Source organism: Pricia mediterranea, assembly GCF_032248455.1.
Classification (GTDB): Bacteria; Bacteroidota; Bacteroidia; order Flavobacteriales; family Flavobacteriaceae; genus Pricia; species Pricia mediterranea.
Window position 1 is genome coordinate 695,598 of record NZ_JAVTTP010000001.1, and the last position, 25,765, is coordinate 721,362.

22 protein-coding genes are annotated in these 25,765 nt (G+C 48.8%); 1 reads left to right on the forward strand and 21 read right to left on the reverse strand.

Annotated elements, in window-relative coordinates; translation table 11 throughout:
* Window positions 1–36: 36 nt before the first annotated feature.
* From RQM65_RS02930 to RQM65_RS03025, 20 genes are all read right to left on the reverse strand, one after another.
* Window positions 37–1,359: a GntP family permease gene (locus RQM65_RS02930; protein ID WP_314012622.1), complete on the reverse strand. Its 1,323-nt coding sequence runs from the start codon at window positions 1,357–1,359 to the stop codon at window positions 37–39.
* A gap of 278 nt (window positions 1,360–1,637) precedes the next feature.
* Window positions 1,638–2,795 (reverse strand): galactonate dehydratase, encoded by a 1,158-nt coding sequence (gene dgoD / locus RQM65_RS02935; RefSeq protein ID WP_314012624.1) that lies wholly within the window; start codon window positions 2,793–2,795, stop codon window positions 1,638–1,640.
* Window positions 2,796–3,118: 323 nt separating this feature from the next.
* Complete coding sequence (locus RQM65_RS02940; RefSeq protein ID WP_314012626.1) at window positions 3,119–3,745, reverse strand: bifunctional 4-hydroxy-2-oxoglutarate aldolase/2-dehydro-3-deoxy-phosphogluconate aldolase; 627 nt, start codon at window positions 3,743–3,745, stop codon at window positions 3,119–3,121.
* A 26-nt stretch (window positions 3,746–3,771) separates the two neighbouring features.
* Window positions 3,772–4,779: a PfkB family carbohydrate kinase gene (locus tag RQM65_RS02945; RefSeq protein ID WP_314012628.1), complete on the reverse strand. Its 1,008-nt coding sequence runs from the start codon at window positions 4,777–4,779 to the stop codon at window positions 3,772–3,774.
* A gap of 149 nt (window positions 4,780–4,928) precedes the next feature.
* Entirely contained in the window at window positions 4,929–6,242 is a 1,314-nt protein-coding gene (gene rimO / locus RQM65_RS02950) for a 30S ribosomal protein S12 methylthiotransferase RimO (RefSeq protein ID WP_314012629.1), read from the reverse strand.
* A 62-nt stretch (window positions 6,243–6,304) separates the two neighbouring features.
* Complete coding sequence (locus RQM65_RS02955) at window positions 6,305–7,981, reverse strand: amidase family protein (protein ID WP_432279857.1); 1,677 nt, start codon at window positions 7,979–7,981, stop codon at window positions 6,305–6,307.
* 6 nt (window positions 7,982–7,987) lie between these two features.
* On the reverse strand, window positions 7,988–8,941 hold the full coding sequence (gene ftsY / locus RQM65_RS02960; protein WP_314012633.1) for a signal recognition particle-docking protein FtsY: 954 nt from the start codon (window positions 8,939–8,941) through the stop codon (window positions 7,988–7,990).
* A 110-nt stretch (window positions 8,942–9,051) separates the two neighbouring features.
* Entirely contained in the window at window positions 9,052–9,204 is a 153-nt protein-coding gene (locus RQM65_RS02965; RefSeq protein WP_314012634.1) for a DUF4295 domain-containing protein, read from the reverse strand.
* A gap of 82 nt (window positions 9,205–9,286) precedes the next feature.
* Window positions 9,287–9,469, reverse strand: a complete 183-nt coding sequence (gene rpmG / locus RQM65_RS02970; protein ID WP_314012635.1) for a 50S ribosomal protein L33 — start codon at window positions 9,467–9,469, stop codon at window positions 9,287–9,289.
* Window positions 9,470–9,507: 38 nt separating this feature from the next.
* Entirely contained in the window at window positions 9,508–9,744 is a 237-nt protein-coding gene (gene rpmB / locus RQM65_RS02975; RefSeq protein ID WP_314012637.1) for a 50S ribosomal protein L28, read from the reverse strand.
* Window positions 9,745–9,810: 66 nt separating this feature from the next.
* The gene (locus RQM65_RS02980) at window positions 9,811–11,070 is read right to left on the reverse strand and encodes a competence/damage-inducible protein A (RefSeq protein WP_314012639.1); all 1,260 of its coding nucleotides are present in this window, start codon (window positions 11,068–11,070) and stop codon (window positions 9,811–9,813) included.
* A 10-nt stretch (window positions 11,071–11,080) separates the two neighbouring features.
* Window positions 11,081–11,422, reverse strand: coding sequence for an Hpt domain-containing protein (locus tag RQM65_RS02985; RefSeq protein WP_314012641.1), 342 nt, complete (start codon window positions 11,420–11,422; stop codon window positions 11,081–11,083).
* Between the two features lie 34 nt (window positions 11,423–11,456).
* The gene (locus RQM65_RS02990) at window positions 11,457–12,068 is read right to left on the reverse strand and encodes a fumarylacetoacetate hydrolase family protein (RefSeq protein ID WP_314012643.1); all 612 of its coding nucleotides are present in this window, start codon (window positions 12,066–12,068) and stop codon (window positions 11,457–11,459) included.
* A 186-nt stretch (window positions 12,069–12,254) separates the two neighbouring features.
* The gene (locus RQM65_RS02995) at window positions 12,255–13,025 is read right to left on the reverse strand and encodes a 3'-5' exonuclease (protein WP_314012645.1); all 771 of its coding nucleotides are present in this window, start codon (window positions 13,023–13,025) and stop codon (window positions 12,255–12,257) included.
* Window positions 13,026–13,123: 98 nt separating this feature from the next.
* A complete protein-coding gene (locus RQM65_RS03000) occupies window positions 13,124–14,395 on the reverse strand; it encodes a hypothetical protein (RefSeq protein WP_314012647.1) in 1,272 nt (423 codons plus the stop codon).
* A 175-nt stretch (window positions 14,396–14,570) separates the two neighbouring features.
* Window positions 14,571–16,031, reverse strand: a complete 1,461-nt coding sequence (locus RQM65_RS03005) for a dihydrolipoamide acetyltransferase family protein (RefSeq protein WP_314012649.1) — start codon at window positions 16,029–16,031, stop codon at window positions 14,571–14,573.
* A gap of 137 nt (window positions 16,032–16,168) precedes the next feature.
* On the reverse strand, window positions 16,169–16,789 hold the full coding sequence (gene recR / locus RQM65_RS03010; protein WP_314012651.1) for a recombination mediator RecR: 621 nt from the start codon (window positions 16,787–16,789) through the stop codon (window positions 16,169–16,171).
* Between the two features lie 511 nt (window positions 16,790–17,300).
* The gene (locus RQM65_RS03015) at window positions 17,301–18,059 is read right to left on the reverse strand and encodes a hypothetical protein (protein ID WP_314012653.1); all 759 of its coding nucleotides are present in this window, start codon (window positions 18,057–18,059) and stop codon (window positions 17,301–17,303) included.
* A gap of 168 nt (window positions 18,060–18,227) precedes the next feature.
* Window positions 18,228–19,763, reverse strand: a complete 1,536-nt coding sequence (locus RQM65_RS03020; RefSeq protein ID WP_314012655.1) for a RagB/SusD family nutrient uptake outer membrane protein — start codon at window positions 19,761–19,763, stop codon at window positions 18,228–18,230.
* 29 nt (window positions 19,764–19,792) lie between these two features.
* Window positions 19,793–22,939 (reverse strand): SusC/RagA family TonB-linked outer membrane protein, encoded by a 3,147-nt coding sequence (locus RQM65_RS03025; protein WP_314012656.1) that lies wholly within the window; start codon window positions 22,937–22,939, stop codon window positions 19,793–19,795.
* A gap of 793 nt (window positions 22,940–23,732) precedes the next feature.
* Here RQM65_RS03025 and RQM65_RS03030 point away from each other — a divergent pair.
* A complete protein-coding gene (locus tag RQM65_RS03030) occupies window positions 23,733–25,184 on the forward strand; it encodes a sodium:solute symporter (RefSeq protein WP_314012658.1) in 1,452 nt (483 codons plus the stop codon).
* Window positions 25,185–25,286: 102 nt separating this feature from the next.
* Here RQM65_RS03030 and RQM65_RS03035 read toward each other — a convergent pair whose 3' ends face one another.
* Entirely contained in the window at window positions 25,287–25,646 is a 360-nt protein-coding gene (locus RQM65_RS03035; RefSeq protein ID WP_314012659.1) for a CoA-binding protein, read from the reverse strand.
* Window positions 25,647–25,765 lie beyond the last annotated feature (119 nt).

Below are 25,765 nucleotides of genomic sequence, written 5' to 3' on the forward strand. Positions count from 1 at the left end.
AAGGCGTCCAGACCTTAATTGGGGCCTAGGCTATCCCTAGTGGGCGACTTGCGTAATCAAAAATATAATTGAGATCGCCGAAATTCCCAAGGTCAGCGTGCCCAAGGTATGTACCTGGTTACCCTGTTTGACATCCATGCCGGTAAGTTGAGTCAGCACCCAAAAGAAACTGTCGTTGGCATGCGAGACCACGGTCGATCCCGCACCAATGGCCAGTACGGTCATGGTTTTCATAAAAGGGTCTTCCAAGCCAAGAGCGGGCATCATCGGGGCCACGATCGAGGCCGTAGTGATCAGGGCCACCGTGGAAGAACCCTGGGTAGTCTTTAGACAGGACGCCAACAAAAAAGGAAAGAACAGACCGATCGTCATTCCCGAAAAGCTTTCGGTGATGAGTTCCGCGAAACCCGAATTCTGTAGCATCGCCCCAAAAATACCCCCCGCACCGGTAATGAGGATTATCGGCGCAGCGATCAACAACGAATCGCCTAACCATCCCGTGGAGGAATAGACTTTAACATCCAACTTTTCGGGCAACAACAACGCCAACAGTACTCCGATCAAGAGGGCGATGACCGGCTCTCCCAAAAAGGCGACGACCGGATAGACCGGCGAGGTGGTCAAATTAAGCTGAGGATAATCGAAAACGGACTTCAATACGATCAGTACGATGGGCACGACGATACACAAAAGCGACAACCTCAATTTCGGTTTGTGCAGTGCATCGGCTGAAGATTCGATGGTGATGGGAATTTTCACCTTGGAGGCGATTTTTGTCGCGAAAAAGTAACAGGGCACCAGCGAAAGCATACTGACGATCACCCCCCAAAGAATTACGCTGCCCAGTTCCGCCCCCAGAATTCCCGCTGCCGCAATCGGGCCCGGGGTCGGGGGCACCATCACGTGGGTGGCGGTAAGCCCCAAGGCCAAGGCCGCCGTCGTACCCGCATAGGAGACCTTGGCCTTATCGGACAGCGCCTTGTTCAGCGAATTCATAATGATAAAGGCGGAATCGGCAAACACGGGAACGGACAATAGATATCCCGTTATCATCATCGCCAGATGAATCGATTTCTCGCCTATCCAGTTGAGCATTCGGGTAGCGATCACCATCGCCCCGCCCGATTTTTCAAGGATGGTGCCAATCGCGACCCCGAAGAAAATAATGAGTCCGATCTTCCCCATGATACTGCCAAAACCCGTGTTGACCGAGGAGATTATTTCCGTCACCCCCATCCCCGTAATAAATCCGTATCCGATTGCCGCCAACAGCAGCACAAAAAAGGGATGGATTTTCCATCGGACAATCCCAATGATTATGAAGGCCAAAGCGATGATCAGGGCGATAACGTGTATCATGTAGTAGGGTTAAAGGGTTAAAGTTTAAGGGTCGAAGTTTAAGGTTCAAGGATCATGGGTTAAGGCCATAGGTTCAAGGTTAAAAAATATCCTTGAACCTTGAACAGCTGCGAAACAGCAATTGAATCTTGAATTACGGCCGACGTCCACCCTCTTATCCTAAAACTCGTTCTGTAGACTACAGATTGAATTTTCAAATTTTCAAAAGGCTTCATTCTCAACTTAAAATCACATTTACGTGGTTTCATTTCTACATTGATTCCATTTCCACCATAATTTCACCATTCCGTAAGGCTGCCGTCTTCGTTTCTCCAGATAGGATTGGTCCAGTCGTGGCCGACTTCTTGTCCCTCTTTCAGCTTTTCTTCGTTGATGCTCACGCCCAGCCCCGGGTTTTTGAGTAGGTCGACATAGCCATCCTTCACCGTGAAAACCTCGGGATTGTCCATATAATCCAAAAGATCGAAACCTTGATTGTAATGGATGCCTAGGCTACTTTCTTGGATGACCGCGTTGATACTGGCAAAATCCACCTGCAGGCACGACGCCAAAGCAACGGGCCCAAGGGGACAATGCGGTGCCACGGCTACGTCATAGGCTTCGGCCATCCCCGCTATTCTCCGTACTTCGGAGATTCCCCCGGCGTGGCTTACGTCTGGCTGGATGATATCCACAGTGCCCCGGTGCAACACTTCCTTAAAATCCCAGCGGGAATACAGGCGCTCGCCGGTAGCGATCGGAATTCCCGTATAGGAATAAATTGTATCGAGGGCCTCGTTGTTTTCGCTGAGCACCGGCTCTTCGAAGAACATGGGACTGTAGGGTGAAAGTTCATCGATCAGGCGTTTGACCATGCCCTTGTGGACCCTTCCGTGGAAATCAAGTCCGATATCCAAACCGTCGCCGAATTCCTCCCGTAAGATTCTCATATTGTTGGCCACGGATTTTATTGAATTCAGGGAATCGATCCATTCAAAAGGACCGGTGGCGTTCATCTTGACGGCCTTGTAGCCCTGTTGCACCTTTTCCCGGGCCTGTTCGAGCATGACTTCGGGATTATCTCCGCCTATCCAACAGTACATTTTCATCTTTTGGCGTACCGCCCCGCCCAGAAGTTCGTAGACCGGAACGCCCAAATGCTTGCCCTTGATATCCCAAAGGGCTTGGTCGATGCCGGAGATGGCACTCATCAAGATGGGTCCTCCTCGATAAAACCCACCGCGGTATAGGGTCTGCCAAATGTCTTCGATGTCGTTTGCCGAGCGGCCGATGACATACGGCGATAGCTCCCGGACACAGGCTTCAACGGTAGCCGCCCTGCCTTCGACTACGGGTTCGCCCCATCCGACGATTCCGCTTGCGGTCGTCATTTTCAGGAACAACCATCGCGGTGGCACCTTAAAGAGCTCTATTTTTTCGATGCGGGGTTCCTTCATTTTGAATTAGGGTATTTTACATTGATAATGGGCATTAGCGTTGGCTGTTACTTTGTTTCGACAAGCGGAAAATGTCAGGTCGAGTACTTCGACTGCGCTCAGCATAAACTGCAGTCGAAAACCTCGAAGCGGCCTTCCTGTCGGGTCGAGCGCAGTCGAGACCTCAAGGGCTGGAAGCAAGGAGTTCTCGACTGCGCTCGAACGGACATCCCGAACATTTTTTATGTTTTTATTATCAATTATTTAAACTAGTGCTAGGTTCATTATAGGATTTTGACTACTGACCTCTAAAACTCTCAGTTGCAGATCGCGTTAGCGCTAAATCACAAAGATCGAAAGCTCAAAAACTTCTCCGCCAAAGCGGTAATTTCCTTAAAATCCGCTTCCGTTTTGACACCACTTTTGACCAGACTGCTTCCCAGTCCCACTCCCCCGATGCCCGCCGCGAACCAATCCCGAATGTTGTTTTCGTCTATGCCCCCGACCACAAAAAAGGGTACGGCGTCGAAAGGACCTTTGAGGGATTTAAAATAGGAAATCCCCAAATTTCCCGCCGGAAACAATTTTATGATATCGGCACCATAGGTAAGGGCATCGGCGACTTCCGTGGGCGTCACGGCCCCCATCACTACGGGGACGCCGCTGGAATTGGAGACTTCCGCCACCGTTCTATTGGTATTCGGGGTCACCAAAAATTGCGCTCCGGCCGCTATCGCCTGTGTGGCCAATTCGGCGTTGGTCACCGTTCCCGCGCCAATTGAGACTTGCGGATGCCTATCACGTGCGTTCTTGATTTCTTTTGCAAAACCCGGGGTATTGGTGGTAATTTCCAATACCTGTACCCCGCCGGTCACAAGGGCATTTACCGTAGGGGCTACGGCCTCTTGTTCCTCCAACCTTATCACGGCTATCAGTTTTTCACTGAGAATGCGGTCGATTGTTGTTCCCATCTTGCAATTAAGGTTTTTATGCTCGCTCATCGTATAACATGTCCCGATATATTTCCGGCGACAATGGCATCGATTTCGCTTTCGTCGCTGGTGTGGATGTCCCCCGACATCGTATGTTTTAGGGCAAAAGCGGCCGTGGCAAAATCGATACATCTTTGTTGGTGCCAGCCTTTTTCCAACGCATGGAGGAAGCCCGCGGCAAAGGCGTCCCCGGTGCCGAAACGGTCGGTAACTTCGATGTCGTACGCATTCGAGATTATGGGATTGTTTTCCGAAATACAGGCACCGCTCAATCGATTTTGAGAGGCCGAGCTGTGGTCGCGCACGGTAAAGGCGAGCTGTTCCGTGCCGAAGAGGTGTCTCGCCTTCCGAAGGGCATCGAGGGTTTTGTCCGTCGGATTGTTTCCATTGAACACCAGACCGTAAACATCTTTTAGCACGCCGATATTTCCGAAGACCAGATCGGTGTGCTCCAAAATCCCATCGAAGATGGCTTTTGCCTTTTTGGGATAGTCCCAAAGGCTCCTTCGATAGTTTAGGTCAAAGCTTACTTTCACCCCCATTTTTCCGGCTGTCTTTACAGCCAGTACACACGCCTCGGCACATGGCTTCGAGAGGGCGGGGGTGATTCCGGATACATGCAACCATTTTTGATTTTTGAGGATGCACTCCCAATCGAATTCCCCCTTATCCATCGTAGCGATCGCCGAACCGGCGCGATCATAGACCACTCGTGAGGGACGGATGGAACTTCCCAGTTCGATGAAATAAGTTCCCATTCTTTCTCCTCCCGTGATGCAGTTTTCCGTGGATATCCCAAATCGGTCGAGGGACTGTCGAGCACCTTGTCCCAATGGATTATCGGGCAATTTGGTGATAAACTGTACGTCATTGCCCAAACAGGCCAAGGAAACCGCCACGTTGGATTCCGAACCGGCATAATCTACGGCAAAAAGGGATGAATTTCGAAGACGGTCCGCTTGTCCGGAGGGAACAAGGCGCAACATGATTTCGCCGAACGTGGAAAAGGACATCGATTGGTTGATTTATCCCCTAAAAATAGGAAAAAAATCCAATCTTTCCCTTCACACGCACGAACGGAGGGGAAATTGCGGCTTTTGACTCCTTTCAAGGTTCGGACCCGACTTCGTCGCTGTTTGAGTTTCAAGGCCTATAGCACCCCTCAGCGGGATACTTGTTCCGGCTCGGCGTACAGGTCAAAATCCGCGGCATCTGTTATTTTGAGGTCGGTGAATTCCCCTTGTTTCAGGTAGTGCTTCGAGGCATCGACCAACACCTCGTTATCGACGTCGGGGGAATCGAACTCCGTACGGCCTACAAAGTAGTTGCCTTCCTTTCGGTCGATGATACAGCGAAAGGTCTTCCCGATTTTCTCCTGATTGAGTTCCCAAGAGATTTGGGACTGGATTTCCATGATCGTATTGGCACGTTCCTGCTTGACTTCTTCCGGAACATCGTCCTCCAGCGAGTAGGCATGTGTATCTTCTTCGTGGCTATAGGTGAAGCAGCCCAGGCGTTCGAAACGCATGGCCTTCACCCAGTCTTTCAAGGTCTGGAAATCCGCCTCGGTCTCACCGGGATATCCTACGATCAAGGTAGTTCGTATCGCCATTCCGGGAACGGCTTCGCGGAATTTTCGCAACAACTTGGTCGTTTTCTCCTGGGTCGTACCCCGTCGCATACTTTTAAGGATGCTATCGGAAATATGTTGTAAGGGAATGTCAAGATAATTGCAGATTTTCGGTTCCCGCTTCATCACTTCCAAAACATCCATGGGAAAGCCGGTAGGGAATGCATAATGCAATCGAATCCATTCAATACCCTCGACCTGCACCAGATTTTCGAGCAGTTCGGCCAAATTCCGTTTTTTGTACAGGTCGAGGCCGTAATAGGTAAGGTCCTGTGCGATCAAGATCAACTCCTTGACCCCTTTTGCGGCCAATCTTTCCGCTTCCCCGACCAGCTCTTCGATAGGCTTGCTCCTGTGCTTACCGCGCATCAGGGGGATGGCACAAAAGGAACAGGGCCGATCGCAACCTTCGGCAATCTTTAGGTAGGCATAGTTTTTTGGGGTCGTGGTCAGGCGCTCCCCGATCAGCTCGTGTTTATAATCGGCACCTAGGGCCTTGAGCAAGCTGGGCAGTTCGCTGGTCCCGAAGTACTCATCTACATGGGGAATCTCCTTTTGCAAATCCGGTTTGTAGCGTTCGCTCAGGCAGCCCGTGACGAAGACCTTATCTACCTCGCCGGCTTCCTTCTTTTGCACGTACTCCAATATAGTATTTACACTTTCTTCCTTGGCATTGGCGATAAATCCGCAGGTATTGATGACCACCACATTGCCTTCCTCTTCGTGGACCACCTCCTTTTCGTTGGCCCGCAATTGGCCCATCAGCACCTCGGAATCGTAGACGTTCTTCGAACAGCCCAAGGTGACCACGTTGATCTTATTTTTTTTAAGGGATTTTGTACGCATTGCATATGGATTGAAGACTTCTTATCGGCGAAGCGGGCGCAAAGGTACGATTTAATGCTGTGTTATTCGTAATCTGCGGGAGGCCTCCTTATCTCGCTGGTTTCCTCAAAAGCCTTCGCCATTCGTAACAACTTATCTTCCTCAAAAGGTTTCGCGATAAAGGTCAAGCCGATGGGCTCCCCGTCTTCCTTATATCCCATGGGAACGGTCAGAGCAGGATATTTGGCGACCGCGGCATAGCCTGCATGGTAGTTATTGATGGATAGGATAGCGTCGAGATTATGCGCGTTCATCGCCGTATCGAAGAATATCCGGCCGTTTTTTTCCAAGGTGGCCTTGATTTCCGCTAAGCCTTCGGAAGAAGTGGAATCGGCCAGGATGCCCCTGAAGAGGGATTGCCCGTAGGGGATACGTACCGTGGAATCGGCATTGTTGAACGCTACGGCATCTTTTACCGAAGCGATTTTGACCGCATCCCTGTGCTTTACCTCTGTTTTCAGGTATTTCGGAAGGTCGTTGCGCATATCGATGTTCAGGATGGTCACAAAGCTGTCCATTTCAACTTCGGGCGGAGCGAATTGGATAATCGCTGCTCCCAAGCTCTTTATATTTTCTACGGTAATCCTGTACAAGGAATCTTCTTCCATCAAGCTTTTCATCGCCCCGAACCTTTTTCCTTCGAGGGATGTTTTTTCCGATACCGATTTCAGAAAGTCCTTGTCCGTCGCGATCGAGGTAGCATCTTCGCTGTCCTTCCCGGTCATGGCCGAAAGTAGGATGGCGTTGTCCACCACGTTTTTGGTCATCGGACCGGATGTATCCAAGGTACTTGAAATGGGTACGATGCCCGTTCTGCTCAACAGGCCGATAGTCGGTTTAAGGCCGACGACGGAATTCTGGCTGCTGGGCGATAGAATCGAACCTGAGGTTTCCGTTCCCACAGCGGCGACCGCGTAATTGGCGGCCACGGAGGTTCCACTACCGGAACTGGAGCCGCCGGTCTCGAAAATCGTTCGTCCGTATGGATTCAAGGTCTGTCCCCCAACGGCACTATATCCCACGGGACATCCCTCGCACAGAAAATAGGCCCATTCGCTCAGGTTGACCTTTCCGAGGATCAGCGCCCCGTTCCTTTTCAGTTGTTGGGTTATAAAAGAATCATCGACCTCGTTGTCCATGAGCGCAATGGAGCCGGCCGTGGTCTTCATACCCGAGGTGTTGATATTATCCTTTAACAGAATGGGCATCCCGAAGATGGGATGGCGTTTTTTCAAAGGCTCCGTCCGGAACAGCGAATCGCGTTTCCTGGCCTCGGCGACCACATTTTGGTTCAGTGCCAAAATAGTGTTCAGGGTCGTCTCGTTGTCCAATTCGTACCGGTAGATTCTATGGAGGTAGAAGAGAACGAGCTTTTCATAGCTCAATCTTCCGTCGGCAATGTGGGACTGTAGCGTGGGGATATCCTGTTCCAGCACCAAAGGTTTCAGGACTTTATGTTCCGCACCGGAGATTTTGGAAACCTCGTTGTAAAGGGGTCGAAACACCTCATTTTTGTCGAGCACCTTGCTTTGAATGAGCTTATACCGCATCCGCTCGATTTCATGATCGCGGTTGGCGGCTACTTCGGCGGAATCGTTATAGGGTTGCCAAAGAATGACATCGGCTGCAACCTCCTTTTTATCTTCCCTACAGGAAAAAAGGAACAGCACGGCAACCGTCGTAGAAAGCACAATTTTCATCATATGCTATCCAAAAAAGGAATCTACGAATTCGTACTTGTTAAAGACCTGCAGATCTTCCACTCCTTCCCCTACCCCGATGTATTTTACAGGAATCCGGAATTGGTCCGATATTCCGATGACCACTCCGCCTTTTGCGGTACCGTCCAACTTTGTAACGGCCAAGGCGGTCACTTCGGTCGCCTTGGTAAACTGCTTGGCCTGTTCAAAGGCATTCTGGCCCGTGGAGCCGTCCAGCACCAATAGGACTTCGTGGGGCGTATCGCCGACGACCTTTTGCATCACGCGTTTGACCTTTGTCAGTTCGTTCATCAGGTTCACCTTATTGTGCAACCGGCCTGCCGTATCGATAATTACGACGTCAGCGTCGTGTTTCACCGCGGAGCTCAGGGTATCGAAAGCCACCGAGGCCGGATCACTGCCCATTTTTTGCTTTACGATGGGTACATCGACCCGATCTGCCCAGACTTGGAGCTGGTCGATAGCGGCGGCCCGAAAGGTATCGGCCGCACCCAAGACCACTTTGAGTCCCTGTTTTTTAAATTGATAGGCCAATTTTCCGATCGTAGTGGTCTTGCCGACCCCGTTCACGCCGACGACCATGATGACATAGGGTTTTACATTTGTGGGCACGGTATATTCCGCGGCTTCTCCCGAGTTGGTTTCGGAAAGCAGGCCGGCAATTTCCTCCCGTAAAATGGAATTGAGCTCATCCGTGCCCATATACTTGTCCCTCGCTACGCGGGCCTCGATACGTTCGATAATCTTCAGGGTCGTATTCACGCCCACATCCGAAGTGACCAAGACCTCTTCGAGATTGTCGAGCACATCATCGTCCACCTTCGATTTACCCGCAACGGCTTTGCCGAGCTTGGAGAAAAATGAGGATTTGGATTTTTCAAGACCCTTGTCGAGGGTTTCCTTTTTTTTGGAAGAGAATACGTTTTTGAATAGGCTCATGCGTGTACTGTATTGATTGTTCCAAAGATACTAAAGTATGCGGCAAGTTCAGGTACAAAAAAAGCCCCTAACTTTCGAAAGGAGCTTCATGATGCTGTTCGATTAAATCCCTACTTCTGCGATAACCATTCGTTAACGTGCTCGGGTGCCATAACCGATTCTACAAAAGTATAAGAACCACTTTTAGGAGATTTGACCATTTTAATGGCCTTGGTCAATCTTTTTGAACTTGTCTGTAAGGTTGCTACCGTCTTCTTTGCCATGGATACTAGTTTTATATATCATTATCGCGAGCCTGCCAAGGGACAGAAAGGGCGAAAATCTACCCGAACTCGAAAAATATTCTTACTTAATTTCTTTGTGCACCGTCATTTTCCTTAGAATGGGGTTGAATTTTCTGATCTCCATCCTTCCAGGGGTGTTCTTTTTATTCTTGGTGGTAATGTACCGCGAAGTACCGGGCTTACCGGATTCCTTATGCTCGGTACATTCCAAGATTACCTGTACTCTATTGCCTTTTTTTGCCATCTTACATTGAATTTAAACGGATGATACGAACCATCCCCTTATTTTACCAATCCCTTTGCCCTTGATTCCTTTATTACAGCGGAGATGCCTCTTTTGTTGATGATTTTCAATGCCTTCGCGGATACCTTCAATGTGACCCAACGGTCTTCTTCGGGAAGGTAAAAGCGTTTCTTGGAAAGATTCACATTGAACCTTCTTTTGGTCTTGTTGATGGAGAACGATACATTATTGCCGAACATCGCTTTCTTTCCCGTGACTTGACAAACTTTTGACATTGCGCTGATTTTTCTTTAAACAGGCTGCAAATTTATATCATTTTTGTGGATGGACAAAACAATACTTTAGAATTTTAGAATTTCTTTTTGGAGCAGCTCAAGTGCCTTGTGCACGGACTTTTGAACGATCCGCGTTCGGTGGTTGCCCATATTGAACTTCTGGGCGAAAACTCCGTTCTCGGATGCAATGGCAACAAACACCGTACCGACCTCGGCATCGGAATCCCCTTTCGTGGGACCGGCGTTTCCGGTGGTAGCGATGGCAAAGTCGGTATGCAACAAATGCCTCACATTCTCGGCCATGGCCTTAGCTACTTCGGCACTTACCACCGAATGTGCGTCGATGGTCTCCCGCGGAACCTTTAGGACATTGATTTTGGTCTCCGTGGCATAGCTTACGACGCTCCCCTTAAAATAGGCCGAGGCACCGGGCAAAGCGGTCAATTGCTGTGCAATCTTGCCTCCGGTACAGCTTTCGGCAGTAGCCAAGGTCAGCTTTTTTCTGGTCAACATTTTGGAGACGACTTTCTCTAAGGTCTCTTCGTCCTCTATCCCGTACATGATATCGCCGATAAGGGCGGGCAACTTTTGAATTTCCCCGTCAATGGTATCTTCCAGTGTATCTTTGTCCTTGCCTTTGGCCGTTAGTCGCAGGCGCACCCGGCCCAAACTTGGCAAATAGGCCAGTCTTACAAAATCGGGAAGTTCGTTCTCCCAAGATTCGATTTTCGCCGCAACCGCACTTTCGCCCAACCCGTAGGTGACCAAGGTTTTATGAACAATAACGGGACGCTCGAATTGTTCGATGATTTTAGGGATGACCGCGTTCCTTACCAGGCTCTTCATTTCGAACGGCACGCCCGGAAGGGACACGAACACCGTCTCACCGGATTGCATCCACATCCCAGGGGCGGTGCCATGCGGGTTGTCAAGTACGGTGGCCTTCGACGGCACCATGGCCTGCCTTCGGTTGATATCGGATATAGGGGTGGAGGTAATATATTTTTTAAAAAGATGCTCAACGTTGGCCAAAACCTCGGCGTTCTCGATCAAGGTATCATTGAAAAACTCGCAAAAGACCTGTTTGGTGATATCGTCTTTGGTCGGGCCAAGTCCCCCGGTCACGATAACGATCTGAGCATGCTCTTTGGCGTCTGCCAGAGCTTGTAGCATATGTACCCGGTCGTCCTGTACCGAGGTAATCTGGTAGACCGCTACCCCAATTTTGGTCAGCTGTTTGGCAATAAAAGCAGCGTTGGTGTCCACGATCTGACCGATGAGAATCTCATCGCCTATGGTAATTATCTCGGCGTATAGTGAATCCATATCAGCCGTCCTACAATGGGTCGAAATCCGTTTTAAGTTCGGCCACAACTTGCTGAATATCCTTTTTTAAACCTGGAAATATCGCCGCAATTTCAGCAAAATCGGCTTCGTTCTTGGCCAGGGTCTCCATCTGTAACGCAGAGGCACGGGCCTGTTCCATGCCCAACAGATCGACATTGGGTTTTATCTTATGGGCCAATTCATAGACTTTACGGTGATTTTTTTGGTCGAGTGCAATTTCAAGGTCCTCTAAATCTTGAGGGACTTCCTCTAAAAAAACCGAAATTACGGAGTTGATAAAATCTTCATCTCCATCGGCCATTTCATTTATTTTATCGAGACTGTAAATCATAGTGTGGGGTTTGGTGCAATGGAGTGAAAATCAATCATTTCACCTTGACGGAGAACATTTCGCGTCCCTCCAAAGTTCCCGCAAGGTAATCATTTGCCGCGATTCTGCCAACTCCTGCAGGGGTTCCTGTAAATAGGATGTCGCCCTTTTTCAAGGTAAAGAATTTGGACACGTAGGCCACCAGTTCATCGATTTTCCAGAGCATCAGTTCCGTATTTCCACACTGTACTTCCTCTCCATTTTTAAAGAGGGAAAAATCAAGCGCGTTAATATCCTTAAAATCCGATTTATGCCGCCATTTTCCGATGATGGCCGCGCCATCGAATCCCTTTGCTTTTTCCCAGGGCAATCCTTTTTCCTTAAGTTTCGATTGCAGGTCTCGGGCCGTAAAATCGATACCTAGACCGACCTCGTCGTAGTAGGTAGGCGCAAATTTTTGATGGATGTGTTTTCCTACTTTTTTGATCTTTATCAATACTTCTACCTCATAGTGGACTTCATCCGTAAATTCCGGGATATAGAAATCCTGTTCTTTAGGGAGGATGGCAGAATCGGGCTTGATAAAGACCACCGGCTCTTTGGGCCTCTCGTTCTTCAGTTCCTCGATGTGATCGGTGTAGTTTCTTCCGATACAGATCAGCTTCACGGTTTTATTATTTCTTTATTAACGCTTGTCCGCTTAAAACGCTAAAGCGGGTTTCTTTATCTTTGGGCGGTTCTATTGAGCGCAATTGAGATACAGGTCAACGGCCGAACCAAAACCTCTCGACTGCTTACAGGCAAATTACCGAATCCAAAACCAATCTCGACACCCTCGTTGGTTTTTGGTCTTTCAAGTCGGAAACTTGCTTTGCAGTTTGACCTGGGTCAGCACTTTTTTGGTGTATAATGGAAAATCGGCGTTGAGTATCCATCCGAAATATCCGGGTTCCTTTTCCAATACGTCGAGCACCTTTTTGCCCTTGTGTTTTCCGAAAGAAAAAATCTCGATACCATCTTCGTCATATCCCAAAAATCCGGCGAAGTCCGCAAACCGGCGGTGCGTAGAGAATTCGGCCAGTTTTTTAACGTTGTTTTCCAGTTCGGGATAGCGATCTAATTGGCATTTCAGCACCTCGTAGGTCGCCAGCGTATCGGCCTCGGCACTATGGGCATCGATCAACTCCTTCCCGCAGTAAAATTTATAGGCCGCGCCGAGAGTGCGTTTTTCCATTTTATGAAAAATGGTCTGGACGTCGATAGCCACCGTGTTCTTCATATCGAAATCGATATCGGCCCGTAGCATTTCCTCTACCAATAAAGGAATATCGAAGCGATCGGAGTTGTAACCGCCTAAATCGCTGTCCTTGATCATAGCGTATATTTCCTTGGACAGTTCCTTAAAAGTAGGTTCGTTCGCTACTTTTTCGTTGGATATCCCATGGATGGCAATCACCTCATCGGGAATTTTCATCCCCGGATTTACCAACCATGTTTTGCTTTCTGAGGTACCGTTGGGATGCACCTTCAGGATGGCGATCTCAACGATTCGGTCTTTGGCGATGTTGGTTCCCGTGGTTTCCAGGTCGAAGAAGCATATCGGCCGTGTAAGTTTTAAATCCATCACTGTTGTTTCGGACAAAGATAGGGGTTGGGAAGGTTCTGAAAAACCAATGTCAAATTTTATTCCCGAATTAGGTCGAAGGGCCGGCTTCCGCCTCCCTACAACCGGGTATTGATAACATTATTGAAGGCAGAGCCGAAAGTATAGCTCAGACCGACACTGAAGCGCAGCTCAAAATCGGTGGCGATCTGCTTCTGCTGTAGCAGCACGTCTTCGATAGAGGCATCGCCCCCGGGTAGGTTGATCTGGTCCCGAATAATCTCGAACCGGCCGGAAAACCGAACGGACAGCCCCTTGAACACACGGATGGACAGGCTACTGTTCAGCTGGATTCTATTCTTTTCGAAATCATCGAGAAAGGCAGAGCCCAAGAGTCGCGTATAGACGCTGCCCCAAGGCTGGCGATAGCGCACCTGCATGTCGAGGGAATGCCTGAACACGTTTTCCTCGAGCTTTCCGTAAATGGTCGGTTCGATATAATCGTTATGTAGATATCCAATTTTATAGGCGAAGGTAATTTCCCGGCGGAGCACCTCGCGATAGGGAAAAATATTGAATTCAATGGCGGGTTCGAAGTAATAGCGGAAATCGAGGTTGGTAAAGGTGTCGTGGCGCGCCCCTGCAAAAAGCCCGGTTGACCATTGATCGGAAAGACTTCGTACCACCGAGCCGTTGCCCAGGAATTGGTAACGCTCGCTGGTAAAAGTTTCGTCGTTTCTTTCATATTCGCTGTTGGACTGATACAAGCGAAAATTGCTGCGTATCCGCCATTTCTCGGTTACATGGTCGCTCTCGAAACCGGCGCGATATTCAAATTCCCTTCGACTGGATTCCTTATCGAGTTCCGCGGAAGCATAGACCTCAAAGATCCAATTGTTCCACGGGTCCGTAAAATCCACTTCCTGAACTTCTCCCGTACCATCGCTATTTACGGTATAGGTCACCTGATCTGCCAGTCCCGATTCGAGCACATACTTCAAGAGCCCCGACTGCACTTTTTCAAGCAGGCCCTTTCTGACCTCGTCACTCGTCATGCTCGCAGTAGTATCGTAGGACAAGGTTCCGAAAATATCCTCATAATCTCCCTTGCCCTCGAACTCCAAATTATATTTTCGGCCACCGCTGGCGTTGGCAATGTCGTAAATGAAGAGTTTAATGTTCGCCTGCGACTGGTCGCGAACATGGCCTACATATTGAATTTCTTGCCGTAGATAGTTCTTATCGCAATTACAATCGATATATAATCGCATGGGTGCCTTCTCATCGCTCTCATCTTCTTGTGCAAAAGCGGATATTGGAAGCAGTAATAGAAAAAAATAGAAAAGGTACCCTTTATGCGTAAGGGAACGTATTGCGACTTGTCTTGGCATTTTTTGGTTTGGAAAGCATTAAAGATAGGCGCAAAAATAAAAAAAAAGTGTTATCAAGATGTTAAGAGACTATTTTGGTTTCTGAAAACCCACAGATGGAGAACCATACTACCTATACTCTTTTTTGGATGCAATCGGACTCTAAAGGGTCTGAGCTCTTTTCACCCGATGACGTTCACACCTCCCGGTTTGTGTCCCAGGCCTCCAAGTAATCGGCAACGGCCTTAACGAACATACTGCCCAGGGCACCATTTACGACCCGGTGGTCGTAGCTGTGCGACAAGAACATCTTACTGCGGATCCCGATAAAGTCCCCCGCCTCGGTTTCGATAACCGCCGGCAGTTTCCGAATGGCACCGAGGGCCAAGATGCCTACTTGGGGCTGGTTGATGATCGGGGTTCCGAATACGCTGCCAAAGGTACCTACGTTGGTCACTGTATAGGTACCGCCCTGCACTTCATCGGGCTTTAGACCGTTTTCCCTGGCGCGGGTAGCCAGATCATTGACCACCTTGGCCATCCCGACCAGATTGAGCTGATCGGCGTTCTTGATGACCGGCACGATCAGGTTGCCGTCAGGAAGTGCAGCGGCCATCCCGATATTGATGCTTTTTTTCTTGACCACGGTATCGCCTTCCACCGAAATATTCATCATCGGATACTTCTTGAGGGCCTTGGCGACGGCTTCTAAAAAAATAGGGGTAAACGTCAGTTTTTCGCCTTCCCGCTTCTCAAAATCCGCTTTTACCTTGTTGCGCCAATTGACGATAGGGGTCACATCGACCTCGATAAAGCTCTGAACGTGGGCCGAGGTCGAAACGCTGTCGACCATATGTTTGGCAATCATCTTGCCCATACGGGTCATCTCGATTATCTCGTGCCCATCGGAAGAAGATACGGTCGACGCGGCCGGTTTTTCTGTCGCCCGGGCATCTCTCTCTGGCGTCGACACCCCTTTTTCGGAACCTTGTCCGGTTCGGTCCCGTTCCGTGGCAGCTTGCTTGCCCGCAGCCTCCGTGGCCGGTGCGGCCCCCACTTTTGGTCGGGAACCTGCTTCGGCGGGGGCATCGGTTCGCTCCTCCACATATTGTAAAATATCGTTCTTGGTGACCCGGCCTTCCAGGCCCGAACCGGTTATTCCATCCAATTCGGCCAAGGAAATCCCTTCCTGTTTGGCAATATTCTTGACCAAGGGGGAATAGAAGCGCTCCGAGTCCTGCTGCGGTGTATCAGGACGATGCTTCGGGGCACTGGCCGTTTCCTTGGCCATTTTGACCGATTCCTCAACCTCTGCGGCCGCTTGCTCCCCCGATTTTTCCTTGTCCGCAGTTTGGTCTTCAGCATCCGATCCTGAGAATGCCTTACCTTGGCTTCCAGGGCTATCAGAAGCCCCGCCTTCGATTTCGATTACGGCAACGGTCTGACCTACCTTGACGACATCATCCACTTCAAAATGTTTTTCTATCAGTACGCCTTCGACTTCGCTGGGGACTTCACTATCCACCTTGTCCGTCGCAATCTCGAAGACCGGTTCATCGAGCTCAACGGTATCGCCTACATCCTTCAACCAGGTGGTCAAGGTCGCTTCGGCAACACTCTCCCCCATTCGCGGTAATTTCAGTTCGAATTTTGACATATCGTTAGATGCTATTTTAAATTAATGGCGTTGTTTAAACTGTTGGATAAAGCTACTTTACGACCAGTCCATTCCCAGTATTCCGCTTTCGAAATGCATTCGCTCGTACCCTATCCATTCCACCTCAATTTTGCTTATCAGTTGGCCTTTAGCGATCTCTCAAAGGGAACCCGGTTCAGGATGCTCCGTCCAAGGGTCACCTCGTCGGCGTATTCCAGCTCGTCGTTTACGGCTATGCCCCTGGCGATAGTCGAGATGTTGACATCGAGCCCGTCCAATTGCTTAAAGATATAGAAATTGGTCGTATCACCTTCCATCGTAGAACTCAAGGCAAAAATAAACTCTTTGGTTTCGCCCTGCCGGGCCTTCTTGATCAGGGAGGCAATATTCAGGTCGTGGGGGCCTATCCCTTCCATAGGCGAGATCTTTCCTCCCAAAACATGGTACAAGCCTTTGTATTGACTTGTGTTTTCAATGGCCATCACATCGCGGATGTCCTCTACGACACAGATGAGACTTCTATCTCTTTTGGGGCTTGCACAAATTTCGCAAATCTCCGCATCGGAAATATTATGACATTGGGAGCAGAACTTGATATCCTTTCTGACAGCGTCCAGGGCACGGGCCAATTTTGTCGTGCGGTCTTCCGGCTGCTTTAATAGGTGCAATACCAAACGCAATGCCGTCCGCTTGCCGATTCCGGGCAGCTGCGACATTTCATAAACAGCGTTCTCAAGGAGTTTAGAAGAAAATTCCATCCCACAAATTTACAATTTTACTGTGATTACCGAAGCGGTTCATAAAACGGTTTTAAAGAACTCGTCTCGAGTTCCTCTTTTACCTGCGATTCGTCATGGGCCCATCCGATGCTTACATAACCGCCGTAGTGGCAGTTGAAGATTTTTCGTCCGTTGAATCCGGTCTCTACCCTTGGCCCGTACCGAGCGCACAGCTGAACGACACAGTCGTGCCGGCCAGCCGAAAGATTCATTCTGGCAAGCAAACGAAGTACACTACCAGACGTTCTTTGGTGTCAACGAACAAAGCTGTAGATGGCAATCTGCCTACCTCAACCCTATTTTCATAAAACGCAACAAAAGTCAACTACGTCGGGGCAAGCTCAGGAGGCATTCATAAGGAAAGAATATTAGCATTCCGAGGCAAGCCTCGGAGCCTTCAAATCTCGATTATCCTGTAAAACCCCGAAACTTTGCCCCGGGGTTTATAACATCTATACTACATCCTTAAATAAGAATGCATCGTTCTTGATTACAAGTAGGTATAGTCGATTTTGAATACCTTTGTTACTCCGCTCGACATCGATTTTACGGTGACCTGAATCGGATAGTCATCCGCGTCATAGGTATAAATGGTATCGATTTCATGCTCGACCTCCCCTTCCTCGTTTTTATAAGTAATCTTGGATAGGTTATTGTTCGGTAAAAGGGCCTTTGCCTTCAGCATTTCCTTGGCCTGCGGTTGCATGTTAAAGTTCAGTTTTACTTTATCGAGAATCTCGATCAGACCTGCGGACTTCAGGGTGTGAAAATAAACGTTGGGGGTGGCTTCATATGCCAGTTCGGCCGTATATTGTTTTTTAATTGGGTTGTCTGTACCATAATCATATTCCTTTTCAAAAAAGATGATTTCACTGGGGTTGCCATTTGCGTCATAGGCGGTCACATCGCCGGTCTCAAAGGCATCGTAGGGGGACTTGTACAGCTCTTCTATATTGAAATTATCGTTTTCACTATCGCCGGTAACGTCGGTCAGACCTTTGTCATCATAGACGAACTCGCTGGTACCCGTACCGTCGGAAACACGGGTCAGTTTTTTATCGACATCGTAGAAAAATTCCACTTTTTCGTTTTCTTCCGGGTCCTGTGCCGACGCAAAGGCAATGGAAGATAAACGCTTTTCCACGGTTTTGCCGTTGACCTCCTCGAATTCGTCGGATGACGATTTTTCACAACTTGTGCCGAGCGCCAACGCCATCGACGCCAGCAATACATACTTTGGTTTACCCATAATCTGGTTCAGTTTAGGTTTGGAAGTATTTTAACGGAACAACCGAGATATTTATTTTGTAAACCGATGATTAATCGCATGAAAAAAGCGGAGCAATGCCCCGCTTTTCAACCAACTCAAAAAAAAACTAACTCAAAACATAAACTAACTCAAAACATAAACTCTTTCTCAATATCCGGGGTTCTGGGTCAGATTCGGACTATTTATAATCTCCTGTTCGGGCAACGGAAACAACAGATGTTTTTCTTGTAACGCCTGATCGGAATTCAAGTTCACGTGTCCGACAAAATTATCAAAGCCACCAGTGGTGACATTGTACACTTGTCTTAACCGTACCATGTCGAACCACACCTTCATCTCAAAAGCGAGCTCGTGCCATCTTTCGGTCCACACGGCCTCACGGAAAGATTGTTGGTCGAAGGTACCCAAAGCCGGGGTATCGAGGGTGGCTCGGTCACGGATCGCCTTCAAGGCCTCCCAGGCTTCTTGGGTCGGCCCGCCGACTTCGTTGGAGGCCTCCGCATAGATCAAGAGCACCTCGGCATATCGGAAAATCATCAGGTTCAGGTTATCCTTGGCCGTACCGGGAACGCCTTGGGTTCCGTTGGCGGCACGATTAAAATATTTGAAAATATACGGTTTGCCCAAATCAAAGAGTTCGCCGCTACCGTCTTCGTAATAACTGGTATAGAACCAGCCTTCCCGATTCTCTTTTCTTAAATCGTCATCATCATATGAATTGTAGAAATCGATATCGGGTATCGTACTTCCGGTTCCCGAAGGCCCCCGGTAGGTGACAGGCTGAAAGTTCGGATACATATTGCCCATCGGGTTCGCGGCCACAAGATCGTTATACTGTAGGCTAAATATATGCTCTCCCATGTTGTTAAAACTTTCGTCGTGCAGTTGTCCGTAGGTTTCGAAAAGTCGGATGGTACCGGCATTATCGATAACCTCTTTCGCCTTGGCGGCTGCATCGGCATACCTTGCCGTTTCGTTCAGCGGATTTCCGGCCATGGTCAGGTACACTTTGGCCAATAGCGTCTTGACGGCAGCTTCGGATACCCTGCCGCTCTCATCGGTCCACGGAAGGCCAGCATTTTCCGCTTCGGTCAGGTCGGTAAGGATCTGGGCATAAACCTCCTGCTGCGGTGCCCTTTCAGGGAAAAAGTCCTCGGAAGTGGCACTTTGGGGCTGGGTAATCAGGGGAACATCGCCCCAGAGCCTGACCGCGTAGAAATAGGCCCAGGCACGCAAGAATTTTGCCTCACCCAATATCCTATTCTTTTCCGCTTCTTCCATGTCGATACCGGGTACATTTTCAAGCACCAAATTGGCATTGGCGATAACTTCGTAAATACCGCCCCACCAATTTCTGACGTGCAGGTTATTGTCATCATAGGATAGGGAATACAGGTTGTTCAGGTCCGAATTTTGGGCCGTCTCCGTTGTGGTGGTTCCCGTCGGGGCCATTAAAAGTTGCCAATTGGACGAGAAAATACCGGCACCGTCACCCACAAATCGGGCATCGGCATATACTGCCGCGATAGCTGCCTGGGCGTGCGTGGCGGTGGTGTAAAAACTTTCAGGCTGTAAATTGGACGGATCCTCTTCGTCCAAAAAATCAGAACACCCTACCGTACCTATTAACAGCATCGATAATCCTAGAATCTTATTTATATGTTGTTTTATGAAATTTTTCATGATGTCTATAGTTTAGAATTAACCAATGATTAAATACCCACTTGAAGTCCGATGACAAATGTGGTCGACCTAGGGTATTCGTGCCATTTCATTCCTTGGGAGAACACATTATTTCCTTGCCCACCACGAATGGGTATGACCTCGGGGTCTCCAATAAGCTCTTCGCTCGTCCACAAAAAGAAATTTTGGGTAGAGGCATATAGACGGAGTTTGTTCAGGTATAGGCGTTCGAGCAGCTGTGGACCGAAAGAATAGCCTACCATCAGGTTTCTGCCCCGTAGGAAGGAGCCGTCCTTGATCCAATGGGAATCTACATTGGTCACGTAACCCGCCCGGGTATCCCGGACCTGTGCGATGGGAGTGTCCTGATTATCTGGAGTCCAGGCATTCAATACCGTCCTATAACTGTTGGCCAATGCCTGTCGGTCTTCGCTGGAGTGTAGGTTCATGTCCATCACATCGTTGCCCCAGGAATATTGAAGGTCCAAGGTAAAATCGATACCCTTGTAGGTGATATTGTTGATCAGACTACCCGAAGCGGTAGGATATCCGTTTCCGATGATTGTCCTGTCTTCATCGTTAATAATCTTGTCGTTATTAAAATCCTTGTACTTAATATCCCCGGGCAATATCGTAAGTCCGTTACGATAGCTTACAAAACTGGCTGCCTCTTCGGCCTCGTCGGTATTCCAGGTACCCAAACGGGTCAGGCCCCAGAACGATCCCACCGGTTCACCGATACGTATTACGTTGGTCGGGTTGGTAATGCCCGGTCCCCCGACCCCGAAAATATCGGAGGGAGTGGCCAAGGTGAGCACTTTGTTCCGATTCATCGAAATATTGAAGGAAGTGTCCCACATTAGGTCTTCCGTAACAATGTTCTTCGTATTCAACGAAACCTCGAGCCCTTTGTTTTCCATGGACCCCACATTTCGTCGGATGGTCTCGTACCCACTGGATTCGGGCACAGGGGCATCTAATAACATATCGGTCGTCTTCCTATAATAGACATCGGTCTCAACGCTGAGGCGATTGTTGAACAGGCCCAATTCGAGGCCTACGTCGTATTGTGCAGTCTTTTCCCATTTTAAGTCGGGATTCGCCAATCGGTTCAATCCCGTACCCCCTACGCGATTTCCGCCCCAAATGGTCTGATAGCCGGAGCCCAATAGGGATAGCGAGGAATAGGGAGGTATTTCGGAGTTACCGGTAACTCCATAACTGGTTCTGAGCTTTAGATTGGATATCGTTTCGTTATCCCTTAGGAAGTTCTCTTCAGAAATTCTCCAGGCAAAAGCTGCCGATGGAAAAAAGGAAAACTTGTTGTTCTCACCGAATTTTGAGGAACCGTCTGCCCTACCGGTAAAGGTGAACAAGTATTTACCGAACAGATTGTAGTTGAGCCTTCCGAAATACGAATTCAAGGCTTCACGCTCTGCGTTGGAATCAACTCCTAAATTATCGGAACCTGCGCCCAAATTATTGTATTGAAGATAGTCGGTAGGGAAATTATTGGCTTCCGCATTAAAATAGAGCGAATTCGATTGTTGCCAAGAGATACCTAATAGGGCGGTCAAGGAATTGTTCTCGTTGATCTCCTTGGTATAGGTAACGTAATTTTCAATGGACCAGAACGTTTCCCTGTTACTACTGATCGAGGCAAAAGCCTGATTGTTGCCCGCCAGGGTAGCATCACGGAATTCGGGATTTTCTTGGGTAATCATATTGGCAGCTACCACCGTACGCATTTGAAGGTCTTGCGTAAAATTGATATTCGAGTAGACACTTCCGGTGGCGGTCTGGGTATTCAAAATATACTGTTGCCCATCTAATCGGTGGACGGAGCTGTAAGTACCTTCCGCAAAAGGGTAATCCCTATTATCGGCAAAAATCCCTGCCCTTGGATGGCCGTCGGGATAACGCACCGGTAAAAACGGAAAATCCTCGACCATCCTTCGCGGTACCTGGTCGTTGGTATCCGCCAGGTTTTCGGTCTGGTAGTTGTAGCTGAGCGACCCTCCGATCTTCACCCAGTCCTTGATTTGGTCATCGATATTAAAACGACCGGAATACCGTTTGAGATAGGTATTCTTGAGCAGGCCCTGTTCATCGTTGATTCCAACCGAAATGGCATAGGTAGTTCTTTCGTTGCCTCCCGAAAATCCAAGTTGATGGTTCTGCGACAGTCTGTGTTGCTGTGTTTCCCCGGGCCAGTAGGTGTCATAAAGGGCATTGCCGTCGCTATCGAACAACGGGGCAATCAATGGATCTTGTCGCTTCAATCGGGGTTCATACTGGGCATAGTTTCCCGCGGCCCATCCTTCGGGGTCGAATTTGGCGGAATTTTCCCAGGCCAGCTGCTCGACCCTTGCATATTCTTCGGCATTGAGCACTTCGGCGAAATTAGGACCGAATTCCTTGACGTTGTACTCCACATTATAGCTGATCCTGCCTTCCCCGGCCTGTCCTCTTTTGGTCGTTATCAAAATGACTCCGTTGGCACCCCGCGCCCCGTAGATGGCGGTGGAAGAGGCGTCTTTCAGCACTTCGATGGAAACCACGTCGTTCGGATTTAAAAAGTCAATGGCGGAACTGTACTGGTCTAGGTTACCTTGTGGTAGTTGCACTCCATCGACTACATATAAAGGGTTGTTCGACGAATTGATCGAACTGAACCCCCTGATACGTACGTTGGTCTTACCGCCCGGTCGGCCGGAGGTGGTATTGACCTTCACCCCGGCAAGCCGTCCTGCCATAGCCTGATTTAACGATTGTGCCGGCCGCTCCTGGATCTCTTCGGTACTGACCTGCCCGACTGCCCCGGTAAGGTCGGATTTTTTCGTACTACCGTATCCTACGAGCACCACTTCGTCCAATTCTGCGGCATCCTCTTCCAAAGTGACGTCAATCCGAGACCTACCTTCGATGGGTATTTCCATAGTACTGTAACCAATGTAGCTAATGACCAAGGTCGCATCTTCGGCTACATCATCCAACGTGTAATTCCCGTCAAAATCGGTCTGTGTACCATTGGTGGTGCCCTTGACCAGCACATTGGCCCCGGGCAAGGGCCCCATTGCATCGGAAACGGTACCGCTTACCGTCTGTGCCTTGGCGAAGCCTAGACATAAAAATGCCCCGATCCACAACAAATTTTTCATCAGTGTTCTCTTCATGATCTTGATTTTAAGTTAGAAGTTAAAGTTAGCGTTGATCAAATAATGCGTTCCCCAATCTGGCCTTGCGTCTTTTTTGCCATGGTCGAATATGTTATACCAGCCGGAAGATTTCTCAATGGCCTGAACCACAAAGACTTCGCAAATTCCACGCAGGCTAACAGTTTCTTAGGAGACCCTTAGCATAATTTAACATTATGAAAGTAGTCCGAAAACCAAATGTCACCATGAAAATTATATTAAATTAAAGTTAATGTGCGCGATATGATCGTTAAAGCGAGTTATCAAGAAGAAAAATAGTACAAAAGCCATATCGTATTTTTGAACGTTGAATCTTTACTATTTGGGGGTTGGGAACCCGTTTTTTACACCTCTTCCAAGAACCCATAAAACGGCAAAACCTTTTGATACCGTGAACTTTGCGTACTTGCTACCCCTCTATATTATCTTTAATCTTGGCAGCCCTAATATCGACCAGTAGCGTTTCTTTTGATTATGCATCCTTCCTTCGTTGGAAACAGTTCCATAAAGATTCGATCCGGTACACTGATCCCAATTCATCCAATCAGCTTTTGGACCATAGAAAATATTAGAGCTAGTTTCCCAACATTTCCTTAACTTCCGCCGGAAACCATATCCTACTTAAGTATGTCCGGAAAAAGAACGTCCGAATCGAAGCGCCCTGTCCGTAAAACCATCGGTCCAGAAAAGACTAGCGCAAAGGTTCTCTGCAAATACAACTGATTCTAAGCCAACGACCATATAGCCTCCATCCAAACTAAGCACCCCACCTGTGAGCATCTACCTTGTTTTTTCCGTTATCGCCGCCTACTTCGTCCTTCTGATGATCATCTCGTATTTTACATCGCGCAACAGTAGCGACGAATCCTTTTTTACCGGCGACCGCGAATCGCCCTGGTTCTTGGTGGCCTTCGGGATGGTCGGGGCGGGCCTATCTGGGGTGACCTTCGTATCGGTGCCGGGCATGGTGGGCAACAACTTCCTATTTTTCTTTCAGTTCGTATTGGGAAACGTGGTCGGCTACCTTTTCATTACGTTTGTACTCGTGCCTCTCTACTATCGATTGCGATTGGTCTCGATCTACGCGTACCTCAATGATCGTTTTGGCCGCTACACGAATAAAACCGGTTCCCTTATCTTTTTGATCTCGCAATCGTTCGGGGCAGCGCTTCGGTTATTACTGGCTGCCAAAATACTGCAGTTCGCTTTTTTCGACCGGGTGGGCATCCCCTTTTTCGTGACGGTCGTCATTATTTTATTGCTCGTGTGGCTCTACACCAACAAAACGGGCATTAAGACCATTGTGTGGACGGACACCATGCAGACGCTGTTCTTGATTACCGGGGCGGTGGTGACAATTTACAGCATTACGCAGTCCCTCGACCTCTCGCTGGCGGGGTCGATCCAAGCGGTCACGGAACACGAATATTTTCAGGTCTTCAACTGGGAGGCGCAATCGGCCAACAATTTCTACAAGCAGTTTATCGCGGGGATATTGATCGCCATCGCCATGATGGGGCTGGACCAAAACATGATGCAAAAGACGCTGACCTGCAAGAACCAATGGGACGCGCAAAAAAACACCCTGACCTATAGCATGATCCTTGCCGTGACCCAGTTTCTGTTTCTCGGGCTTGGCGTGCTGATGTACATTTATGCCGAAAGACAGGGCATAACCCTCCCGGTCGGAGCCGAGGGACAGTTTTTGGATACGGACACCCTCTTTCCCGAACTCGCCTTGAACCACTTGGGACTGATTACGGGAATCAGTTTTTTATTGGGGATAATCGCCGCGTCATTTTCTAGTGTGGATTCCGCCCTAACGGCGCTTACGACCTCCTTTACCTATGATTTTTTGGATGTCTCGAAAAAAACCGGAAACGAAAAGAAGAAATTCAAGAATTGGGTGCTCATCGGGTTCTCGGTAGTGGTGTTTATAATCATCATGGCATTTTCCCATAGCCGGGGCGACGTGATCTCCTTGATCTTTAATGTGGCAGGATATACCTACGGTCCGTTATTGGGACTCTTTCTTTTCGGGATGTTCACGCCGCTCAAGGCTAAGGATAGACTGGTGCCGATCGTATGCATCGCCGCTCCCGTGCTTACCTTTGCACTGAGCTGGTTCAGCGCCTCGCAATTCGATTTCGATTTCGGATTTATCAGCATCGCCGTTAATGCGGGGCTGACGATTTTGGGGCTGCTGTTAATCCGACCGAGATAGTTGTTGGCCTGTAGTCGTTGGTGGCTGTATTAAGTTAGAATTTAGGTGCTCAGAGTTGGTCGGGCGTTCGAAGAACCTTTAGGTCCGCCCATAGTTTTTGCTTCAGTACTGCCCCGTTGCCAAAAGCACTAAGGTGCAGGCTACTTCGTACTCAACATTCTCGTTTTCCAGAATTTCGTACAGCTCAGGGTTTTCCGTTCCCGGATTGAAGATGACCCGCTTGGGTCGAAGTTGTAAGAGGTTGTCAACGTACGGGGATTGATGCTTGGGCCCAACGTAAAGGGTCACCGTGTGGATATTTTCAAAGTCCTCAAAATCGGTCTTGATTTCTACGCCGCGGATTTCCCCATTTTTGAGTCCGAAAGCCTCGGTTTCAATGTCGTGGTCCAACAAGCGGTTGACCGCCAAATTGCTAAATCGGCTCGATTTTAGGGATGCCCCGAGAACCAGTGTTTTTTTCATATTGGAGTTGTATTGAAACTTTACCAAAAACGGTTTCCCTAATTTCCGACCCTACCAGGCCAAAGTTTATGGGGAATACATCTCTAAATCAGAACTAGCATTCTGAAAGTGGCAGCCTG